General features: G+C 76.0%; 8 protein-coding genes. 4 read left to right on the top strand and 4 right to left on the bottom strand.

The annotated features are described in order from the left end of the window. Positions 1-878, bottom strand: an 878-nt coding sequence (locus tag AKI01S_RS46630; protein WP_169814137.1) for an AfsR/SARP family transcriptional regulator, incomplete at its 3' end; no start/stop codon positions are given. A 44-nt stretch (positions 879-922) separates the two neighbouring features. Between AKI01S_RS46630 and AKI01S_RS46625 the strand changes: the two genes are divergently transcribed. Next, positions 923-3898, top strand: coding sequence for an AfsR/SARP family transcriptional regulator (locus AKI01S_RS46625; RefSeq protein ID WP_245682078.1), 2976 nt, complete (start codon positions 923-925; stop codon positions 3896-3898). Here AKI01S_RS46625 and AKI01S_RS46620 read toward each other — a convergent pair. Together AKI01S_RS46620 and AKI01S_RS46615 are read right to left on the bottom strand one after the other, a co-directional pair. After that, positions 3876-4919 (bottom strand): magnesium transporter CorA family protein, encoded by a 1044-nt coding sequence (locus AKI01S_RS46620; RefSeq protein ID WP_084000928.1) that lies wholly within the window; start codon positions 4917-4919, stop codon positions 3876-3878. The genes AKI01S_RS46625 and AKI01S_RS46620 overlap by 23 nt on opposite strands. A 46-nt stretch (positions 4920-4965) precedes the next feature. Beyond that, on the bottom strand, positions 4966-5970 hold the full coding sequence (locus AKI01S_RS46615) for a LacI family DNA-binding transcriptional regulator (protein ID WP_067832979.1): 1005 nt from the start codon (positions 5968-5970) through the stop codon (positions 4966-4968). A gap of 103 nt (positions 5971-6073) precedes the next feature. On the opposite strand from AKI01S_RS46615, the gene AKI01S_RS46610 reads away from it, so the two are divergent. The 3 genes from AKI01S_RS46610 to AKI01S_RS46600 all read left to right on the top strand — a co-directional run bounded on the left by AKI01S_RS46610 (position 6074) and on the right by AKI01S_RS46600 (position 8367). Continuing rightward, positions 6074-7279: an MFS transporter gene (locus tag AKI01S_RS46610; protein WP_067832976.1), complete on the top strand. Its 1206-nt coding sequence runs from the start codon at positions 6074-6076 to the stop codon at positions 7277-7279. Further along, positions 7276-7674, top strand: coding sequence for a DUF6153 family protein (locus AKI01S_RS46605; protein ID WP_067832973.1), 399 nt, complete (start codon positions 7276-7278; stop codon positions 7672-7674). Before AKI01S_RS46610 ends, AKI01S_RS46605 begins: the two co-directional genes overlap by 4 nt. A gap of 84 nt (positions 7675-7758) precedes the next feature. Beyond that, the gene (locus tag AKI01S_RS46600; RefSeq protein ID WP_067832970.1) at positions 7759-8367 is read left to right on the top strand and encodes a DUF305 domain-containing protein; all 609 of its coding nucleotides are present in this window, start codon (positions 7759-7761) and stop codon (positions 8365-8367) included. Between the two features lie 45 nt (positions 8368-8412). Here AKI01S_RS46600 and AKI01S_RS46595 read toward each other — a convergent pair. Further along, positions 8413-9972, bottom strand: a 1560-nt coding sequence (locus AKI01S_RS46595; RefSeq protein ID WP_245682077.1) for a dolichyl-phosphate-mannose--protein mannosyltransferase, incomplete at its 5' end; no start/stop codon positions are given.

The raw sequence follows: 9972 nt of genomic DNA, 5'->3' as shown, positions 1-9972 counted from the left end.
AGCGCCGCGCACAGGGCGTCGACCTGTTCGGCGCGGCCGGTGAAGTCGGCCACGTCGCCGGGGAGCTGCGCGGGCCGCGCCGCCGGAGGCGCGGGCGCCCCGGGGCCGCCGGGGGACGCCAGCACCCGCGCGTGGATCCCGCTGAGCTCGGGTCCGGGCTCGATGCCCAGCTCCTCGGCCAGGACGCGGCGGGCGTCGTCGTAGACGGCCAGCGCCTCGGCCTGGCGGCCCGACCGCGACAGCGCCAGCATCAGCAGCCCGCGCGGCCGTTCCCGCAACGGGTGCTCGGCCACCAGCGCCGACAGCTCGGCGACGATCTCGGCGTGGTCGCCGAGTACCAGGTCCAGGGCGAACCGGCGGTCCAGCGCGGTGAGCCGCCGCTCGGTCAGCCGGGCGCGCTGCGTCTCGGCGAACGGCCCCGGCAATCCGGCCAGCGGCTCGCCCCGCCACCGGCCCAGCGCCGTCCGCAGCAGCTCGCGCGCCCCCGCCGGGTCCCTCGCGGCGCGGGCGGCCTCGGCGGCGGCGAGGTCGCGTTCGAAGTCGGCAGCGTCCAGGGCTCCGTCGGGCAGCCGCAGCGCGTACCCGCCGCCGACCGTGACCAGGACCCGCGCGGCGTCGCCGGAGCCCCGGCCCGGCTCCAGCAGGCGGCGCAGCCGGGAGACGTAGGTGCGCAGCGCGCCCACCGCCCGCGCCGGGGGGTCGTCACCCCACAGCGCGTCGACCAGTTCCTGCGCGGAGGCGGCCCGGCCCTCGCGCAGCAGCAGCGCGGCGAGCAGCGCGCGCTGCTGGGGCGGGCCGAGGTCGAGCTCGTCCGCGCCGCACCGGCCGCGTACCGGTCCCAGCACTGTGAACCGCAGGTCCGCTAGCCGATTGTCCATCGATGACCACCATAAAGGTCCGTTTCATGAGGAAGAATCACCTCGTGACGAATGCACCGTTCCTCCGCTTCGCCGTGCTCGGCCCCGTGCGCGCCTGGCGGAACGGGGAGCCGTCGCCGGAGGAACTGGCGCTGGGCGGACCCCAGCAGCGGGCGCTGCTGGCGACGCTGCTCCTCCGTTCCGGACGCGCCGTGCCGATCGACGCGCTGGTGGCGGCGGTGTGGGGGGAGGAGCCCCCGGCGCGGGCGGTCGGAACGCTACGCACCTATGTGTCCCGGTTGCGGCGGGTTCTGGAGAACGACCGGACCCGGCCAGCGGTCCTGCGGTCGGCCGGCGACGGCTACCGGCTGGACGTCCCCGACGGCGCGCTGGACCTGACCGGGTTCGACCGGCGCGTGGCCGAGGCGGCGCGGCGGACGGCGGGCGGCCGGTCCCGCGCCGACCTGGACGCGGCGCGGCTGCTGCTGACCGAGGCCCTGGAGCTGTGGAGCGGCGAGCCCCTGGCCGGGCTGCCCGGCCCGTTCGCCGAGACGCAGCGCTCCCGGCTCGCCGAACGCCGCCTGGCCGCCCGGCGGTCCCGCCTGGAGATCGACCTGGAGCTGGGGCGGTATGCCGAGGCCGTCGCCGAGCTGACCGCGCTGACGGCCGAGCACCCGCTGCGCGAGGACCTGCACGGACTACTGATGCTGGCGCTGTCCCGCGACGGGCGGCAGGCCGAGGCGCTGGCGGCCTACGCCGCGCTGCACCGCACGCTCCGTTCCGAACTGGGCGCCGATCCCGGCCCCGAACTGCGCCGCCTGCACGCCCGGCTGCTCGCGGGCGACCCGGCCCCGGCCCCGCCCGAACCCGAGCCCGACCTCGGCCCCGTGACGCGGCCCGCGTCGCTGCCCGCCGACCTGGCCGACTTCACCGGCCGCGCCGACCTGGTCGCCCGCCTCACCGCCCGCCTCACGGCGCCGCCCGGCGCCGCCCCCACCGTGATCGCGCTGTCCGGCGCGGGCGGCGTCGGCAAGACCGCGCTGGCCGTCCACGTGGCGCACCGGGTGCGCGGCGACCACCCCGACGGGCAGCTGTACGCCGACCTCCAGGGCGTCGGGGAACGGCCCGCCGAGCCCGCCGCCGTGCTGGGCGAGTTCCTGCGGGCGCTCGGCGTGCCCGACGGCGCCCTGCCCGAGAGCGAGGCCGAACGCGCCGCGCTCTACCGCACCCGCCTGGCCGGACGCCGCGTGCTGGTCCTGCTCGACAACGCCCGCGACGCCGAACAGGTCCGCCCGCTGCTGCCCGGCGACCCCGGCTGCGCCGTGCTCGTCACCGGCCGCGCCCACACCGTCGGACCGGCCGGGGCGTGGTCGGTGCCGCTGCGGGCGTTCGCGGCGGACGAGGCGTCCGCGCTGTTCACCGGCATCGTCGGGGAGGAACGCGCCGCCGCAGAGCCCGCCGCCGTCGCCGAGGTCCTGCGCCTGTGCGGGCACCTGCCGCTGGCGGTGCGGATCGTCGCCGCCCGGCTGGCCGCCCGTCCCGGCTGGACGGTCGCCGCCCTCGCCCGCCGCCTCGCCGACGACCGGCGCCGCCTCACCGAGCTGCGGGTCGGCGACCTGACCGTGGAGACGACGTTCCGGCTCGGCTACGACCAGCTCGACGACCGGCAGCGGCGCGCGTTCCGCCTGCTCGCGCTGCCCGAGACCGCCGGGATCGCCCCCGCCGCGGCCGCCGCGCTGCTCGGCGAGCCCGCCGAGCCCCTGCTGGACTCCCTGGTGGACCTGGGCCTGCTGGACACGCCCACGCCCGGCCGCTACCGCTACCACGACCTGCTGTGGCTGTTCGCCCGGCAGACCGCCGAACGCGAGGACACCCCCGCCGAACGCCGCGCCGCCCTGACCCGCCTGCTGGAGTTCCTCGTCGCCACCCAGCGGCGGGCGCTGCGGCTGGTCCGCCCCGGCTCACCGGCCGCGGACGGTCCGGACGGCGGACCGGCGTTCGCCTCCGCCGACGCCGCCCGCGCCTGGACCCTGGGCGAGCTGCCCGACCTGCTCGCCCTCGTCCGGCAGGTCGCCCGCGACCCGCTGCACACCGCCCCGCACGGCCCCGGCGACGCGCTCGCCGGGGCCGCCGAGCTGCTGCTCGCCCTCGACCCGGTCCTGGAGGACGGCTACCGCTGGAGCGAGGTCGAACCGGCCGCCCGCGCGGTGCTGGCGGCGGCGGCGCGGCGCGGCGACACCCGCGCCGAGGCCCGCGCCCGGCACGCCCTGGGCCGCCTGTTCACCCACACCAGCCGCCTGCCCGCCGCCCGCGAGCACACCGAGCGCGCCGTCGCCCTCGCCCGCGCCGCCGACGACGCCGGGCTGCTGGCCGCCGCCCTGGACCTGCTCGCGCACGTGGCGTTCTACGAGCACGACCTCACCGAGGCGATCGCCCGCCTGGAGGAGTCCCGCGACCTGGCCCGCCGCCTCGGCGACGCCGTCGGGGAGGTCGAGCGCACCGCCAGCATCGCCTACGCCCTGGTCGAACGCGGCGCCGCCGGCGACGGCCCCCGCGACGACATCGTCCGGGCGGAGGCCGTGGCCGACCACGCCCGCGGCCTGGCCCGCGCCCACGGCCACGCCGCCGCCGAGGCGTACGCCCTCTACATCCTCGGGATCGCGCTGCGCGAGCAGGGCCGGCTGGACGAGGCCGTCGCCCGGTTCGACGACGGCCTGGCGATCTCCTGGTCGCAGGGGCTGCGCGCCCGCGAGTCCTACCTGCTGCTGCGCATCGCCGAGACGCAGCTGCTGCGCGGCCGCCCGCGCCAGGCGCTCACCAGCGCCGGCAAGTCGCTGGACATCGGCCGGGAGATCGGCGAGGAGTACCAGCAGGGCCGCGCGCTGGTCGCCCTCGGCCACGCGCACGCCGCGCTGCACGCCCCCGACCTGGCCCGCGCCCGCTGGCGGGAGGCGCTGACCCTGTTCGAGCGCCTCGACGTCGCCGAGGCCGCCTCGGTCCGCTCGCTCCTGACCGGCGCTAGAGCCAGTCCCTCCACCTGAACAGCGCGTACAGGCCCACGCCGAACACCACCAGCAGCGCCGTGCTCGTGTAGAAGCCCCACATCCGCTCCGCGCCCGGATACGGCACGTTCTGCCCGTAGAAACCGGTGATCGCCGTCGGGACCGCGATGATCGCCGCCCAGCTGGTGACCTTCTTCATCACCTCGTTGAGCCGGTTGCCCTGCAGCGCGATCCGGGTGTCCAGCAGGTTGGCGACCAGGTCGCGCAGCCCGTCGGTCCACTCGCCGACGCGCAGCGCGTGGTCGTGGACGTCCTGGAAGTAGGGGAGCATCGGCTCGGTCACGAGCCGCAGGTCGCGGTGCATCAGCGTGGTGAGGACCTCGCGCATCGGCAGCGCCACCCGGCGCAGCGCCATCAGGTTCTTGCGCAGCAGGAAGCTGCGGTGCTGGATCTCCCGGACCGGGCGGTCGTCGGCGAAGATCAGGTCCTCCAGCTCGTCGGCCTCGTCGTCCAGCGCCTGCGCCGCGTCCATCTGCCGGTCCACCACCAGGTCGAGCAGCCCGTGCAGCAGCACCGCCGGAAGAGGGCCGCGCGGCCCGCCGCCGGCGAGGTCGGGGCCGTCGTCCCACCGCCTGATCAGGGCGTCCACGTCGAACTCGGGGTCCTGGCGGACGGTGACCAGCGCCCGTTCGGTGACGAACGCCGACACCTCGTGCAGCTCCAGCCTCGCGCCGTCGATCCGCGGCGCGTAGACGTTGAGGAACAGGTAGCCCGCGTAGCGGTCGAGCTTGGTGCGCTCCTGCGAGGACACCGCGTCCTCCACCGCCACCGGGTCCAGGCCGAGTTCCTCGGCGACGGGCGGCAGGTCCTCGGGGTCGGGGGCGCACAGGTCCACCCACACGACCGTGCCGGGTCCGGCGAGCAGGTCACCGAGGTCGGCGACCGGGAACCCCTCGGCCGCGACGGCGCCGTCCCGCCACGCGCGGGTGCGGGGCGGCCGCACCCCGATCCGGTTGCCGGGGTGGGCGTCGGGGTCGGTCTCGGAGGGGTGGGCGCTCATGGTGGGCCCCTACCCACTGGACGCGGACCAATGATCTTTTCGCGGGCTACCGGCCGGTGGCGCGGGTGGAGGCGCGGACGACCAGCTCGCCCGGCAGGGTGCGGGGCTCGGGACGGGTGCCGTTCAGCAGGGTGAGCAGGGAGCGCATCCCCTCGGCGCCCAGCTCCTCGGCCGGGAGCCGGACGGTGGTCAGCTCCGGTTCCAGGGCCGTGGCCAGCAGGACGTCGTCCATCCCGGTCACCGACAGGTCCGCGGGCACCTCCAGGTCCCGGGCGCGCGCGGCCTTGTACGCCCCCGCCGCCATCAGGTCGTCGTCGCAGACCAGCGCGGTGGGGCGGGCGGCGGGGTCCGGCGCGGCGTCCAGCAGGCGGCCCGCCGCGTCCTTGGCCTCGGCGATGTCGAGGGCCCCGGCCGCGCGGGCCAGCGTGCCGCCGGCCTCGGCCACCGCGGCGGCGAGCGCGGCGTGGCGGGTGTGGAACGTCCACTGGTTCACCGTCGCGGCCACGTGCCCGAACCGGCGGTGCCCCAGCCCCGCCAGATGCGCGACCAGCGCCCGCATCCCGTCGGCGACGCCGAAGTTCACGGTGGGGAACCGGCCGCCGGGGTCGCTGTCGAGCATCACCACGGGGGTGCCGTGGAAGCGTTCGACGACCTCCTCGGGCATCGACGACGCCAGGATGCCGTCGATCGCCTCGTGCGGGGTGGCGAACGGGCTGTCGGCCGGTCCCGCGTCGTCGGGCCAGGGGTAGACCACGACGCCGAGGCCGTGCCGGACCGCCTCGCGCGCCGCGCCCGCGTAGACCGACCCGAAGAACGGGGCGGTGAGCGTGGGGACCATGAGCATCACGGTGCGGGTGGTGCCGAGGCGCAGGCTGCGGGCCGCCGGGTTGGGGCGGTAGCCGAGGCGTTCGGCGGCGGCCTGGACGGCGGCGACGGTCGCGGGCGACACCCGGCCCGCCCACTTGCCGCCGAGGACGAGGGAGACGGTGGACTGCGAGACGCCCGCCTCGTGGGCCACGTCCCGGCTGGTGGGGCGGCTGGTCGCGGTCACCTGGTGCTCTTCCTCACGGAGACAACGGTAGAACGCACCACCCGAGAAGTGGTACGTATGACGGGAACAGTAATACGTATGACTGAACGATGGCGGGAGCGGAATGCGGACCTATGTCGAGTTCCTGAGACTGCGCCACGCCGGGCGGCTGCTCGGCGGGACGCTGCTGGGCCGGCTGCCCAACGGCATGGGGATGCTCGCCGTCATCCTCCACGTGCGGGCCGAGGGCGGCGGCTATCCGCTCGCCGGAATGCTCGGCGCGGTCCTCGGCCTGGCCATGGCGGCCGGGCAGCCGGTGCTGGGCCGGGCCATGGACCGGTACGGCCAGCGGTGGGTGCTGCTGCCCTCGGCCGTGGTGTCGGGGCTCGGGTTCGCGCTGCTGGCGCTGGCCGGGTCCGGGCCGCTGCCGGTCACGGTCGCGGCGGTGCTGGTCGCCGGGCTCGCCACCCCGCCGCTGGAGGCCGGGCTGCGGGCGCTGTGGCCGCTGGTGCTGCCCAGCCGGGAGCAGGTCCAGGCCGCCTACGCGCTGGACGCCGCCGCGCAGGAGATCCTGTTCACCGTCGGCCCGCTGCTGGTGGCCGCCGCCGCGCTGGTGAACACCGAGGCCGCGCTGCTGCTGACCGGCGCGCTCGGCGTCGCCGGAACGCTCGTGGTGGTCACCTCGGGGCCGTCGCGGTCCTGGCGCGGCGAGCCGCGGACGGCCGACTGGGCCGGGCCGCTGCGCTCGCCCGGCCTGTGCGTGCTGCTGCTAACGCTGAGCCTGGCGGGCATCGCGCTGGGGGTGTACGCGGTCGCCTCGACCGCCTACGCCGAACGCCTGCACAGCGACGTCGCGCACAGCGTGCTGATGGCCGCGATGTCGGCCGGGGCCCTGGCCGGCGGCCTGGTGTACGGGGCGCGGGAGTGGCCGGGCGAGCACCACCGGCGGCTGCCGTGGCTGCTGGCCGCGCTGGCGCTGGGCTACCTGCCGCTGGTGTGGGCCCCGGCGCTGCCGGTCATGGCGGTGCTGGCGTTCGTCAGCGGCGTGTTCCTGGCCCCCGTGCTGGCGTGCAGCTTCTCGCTGGTGGACCGGCTGGCCCCGGTGGGGACGGTGACCGAGGCGTTCGCATGGGTCGTGGCGGCGATCGGCGCGGGCGGGGCGGTCGGCTCGTTCGTGTCCGGGTTCGGGCAGGAGCTGGCGGGCGTGCCCGGCGCGTTCGCCGGGGCCGGGCTCGGCGGCGTGCTGGCCCTGCTGGTCTGCCTCCTGGGCGCGCGTGCCCTCCGCCCCGGTGTCCCCGCCGCGCGGGAGGCCGCTACCGTGGGAACATGAACGGCCGGGGGGTATCGCGGAGCGCGGTCCTCCTGCTGCTCGGGTTCGGGCTGCTGCTGGGGCTGCTGGCGATGCACGGGCTGTCGGCGTCGCCGTCACCGGTCCACGTCGCCGAACCCGTCCTGGCCACCCACCACGGCCTCGGGCATCACGGCGAGCCCATCACCCACGGGTTCGCGGCGGGCGACGGGGTGGCCGGGCACCTGACGGGCTGCGAGAGCGGCGCGGTCTGCTTCGCGCTGCTGGGCGGCGTGCTGCTGCTGGCGTTCGGCGTGCCGCGGCTCCTCGGGGTCCTGCCGGTGCCGCGCACGTCGCCGTGGAACGCGGCCCTGTGGCGGGGACCGCCGCGCTCCCGGCCCCCCGACCTGTACCGACTCTCGGTGTTGCGGCTGTGACAGGCCGGTGACCGGGTGCCATCGTGGGACGGCACCGGTCGCCTCGGCATGCCCACACGACCGTGATGACCAGGGAGAGAACCAGTGAACGGCAAGCTCGCGGCGGTGCTGACCGCCGTTGCGATCGGCACGGCGGCCTGCGGCGGGGGCGGGGGGACGGCGCGCGACGCCCACAGCCCCTCGTCCGCCCCGGCCGCCACGCAGGCGGCGGGGAAGTACAACGCGCAGGACGTGATGTTCGCGCAGATGATGATCCCCCACCACCGGCAGGCGGTGGAGATGTCCGACATCGTGCTGAAGGGCTCGACCGACCCCGAGATCAGGAGGCTCGCCGAGCAGATCAGGAAGGCCCAGGGGCCCGAGATCGAGACGATGACCGGCTGGCTGCGCGAGTGGGGCGCGCCCCTCCCCGACGACAAGGCCCCGGCGACCGGCCACGGAGGGCACGAGGGCCACGGCGGGATGGCCGGGATGATGACGGCCGGGCAGATGGCGGAGTTCCGCCGCCTCAAGGGGCGGGAGCTGGACCGGCGCTTCCTCACGATGATGATCGAGCACCACGAGGGCGCGGTCACCATGGCGAAGGACGAGCAGGCCAAGGGCTCCCACCCGGCCGCGAAGACGATGGCCGGGGAGATCGTCCGCACCCAGCAGCAGGAGATCACCGAGATGCGGGGACTGCTGAAGGGGTAGGGACCGCGCGGGCCCCGTCCGGCTCCGGGCGGGGCCCGCCGCCCGCTAGATCCAGGAGGACAGCCAGATGCGGGCGTTCCACTCCTCGTAGGTCATCACCTTGGCGGCCAGCACCGGGTAGAAGTAGGCGAAGTTCGCCAGCACCACGAGGAGGTACGCGCCCGCGATGGACGCGCCGACCAGGCGGCGCGGGGCGGCGTTCGGCAGCGCGGGGGACAGGGGACTCCCCGCCTCGTCGGTCCGCGGCGCCAGGTGCGCGGGCGCGTGCGCCCGCGCCGGGCCGATCAGGTAGCCCAGCACCAGCACCACCGCCATCGCCATGAACGGGATCAGCGGCGTGGCGTAGAACAGGAACATCGTCCGGTTGGCGAACGCCGACGGGAACCAGGTCAGCCAGCCCGCCGCGAACCCCAGCAGGATCGCGCCGGCCCGCCAGTCCCGCACCAGCAGCCAGATCAGCGCGCAGACCACCAGCGCGACCAGCGCGCCCCACCACAGCGCGGGCGTGCCGATCCCCAGGATCTCGCGGGAGCAGCGGGCCGCGCCGCACTCGCCCTTGGGCTCGTTGTAGAAGAACGCCACCGGCCGCCGCAGCACCGGCCAGTCCCACGGCCACGACTGGTAGTCGTGCTTGGCGTCCAGGCCGTTGTGGAACTTCAGCATCTCGGCGTGGTAGTGCCACAGCCGGGGCAGCGCCTCGAACGGCCGCCACAGCGGGTTCGAGGAGGCCTCGCCGCGCCCCCAGCCGCCCGGCCGGAAGATCCAGCCCCACCAGGTCGCCAGGTAGGTGACGACCCCGACGATCACGAGCTGCGCGAACGCCAGCGGCGACTCCAGCGCCAGCGTCCCGGCCAGCGGCCGGCGGACCCCGGCGGCGCGCCGCGCCCCGAAGTCCCAGAACACGGTCATCAGCCCGAACGCCGCCACATAGAAGATGCCGGTCCACTTGGTGGCGCACGCCATCCCCAGGCAGACCCCGGCGGCGATCCGCCACCAGTGCGCCAGGAACGGCCCGTAGGGCGACCCGTCGCCCGTCAGCCGGTCGGCGAGCTGCCCCCGCGACCGGTCCCGGTCGGCGACCAGGCACGCGAAGCCCGCCAGCACCCAGAACATCACGAAGACGTCCAGCAGCGCGGTCCGGCTGGTCACGAACGCCAGCCCGTCCACCGCCAGCAGCAGGCCCGCCGCGCAGCCCAGCAGCGTCGAGCCGGTCATCCGGCGGGCGACCCGGCACAGGATCAGCACCGCCAGCGTCCCGGCGAGCGCGGGCATGAACCGCCAGCCGAACGGTGTCGCCCCGAACATCCACTCCCCGACGGCGATCATCCACTTGCCCGCCGGGGGGTGCGCGACGAACGAGGCCCCGTCCGCCCAGATGTCGGCCTTCGGATCGTTGATGAGGACCTTGTCGGCGTTCTTGACGGTGTTGTGCTCCCAGCCGAACTTCAGCAGGGCCCAGGCGTCCTTGGCGTAGTAGGTCTCGTCGAAGACCACGGCGTGGGGGTTGGCCAGCCGGTCGAACCGCAGCACCCCCGCGAACAGGGTGACCAGCAGCGGTCCGAGCCATCCCCACAGGGGGTTGCCCGGGATCGGCGGGGCGAGCCA

It is taken from the genome of Actinomadura kijaniata NBRC 14229 (assembly GCF_001552175.1).
Taxonomy (GTDB): Bacteria; Actinomycetota; Actinomycetes; order Streptosporangiales; family Streptosporangiaceae; genus Spirillospora; species Spirillospora kijaniata.
This window is presented reverse-complemented; position numbering and strand designations above follow the sequence as displayed.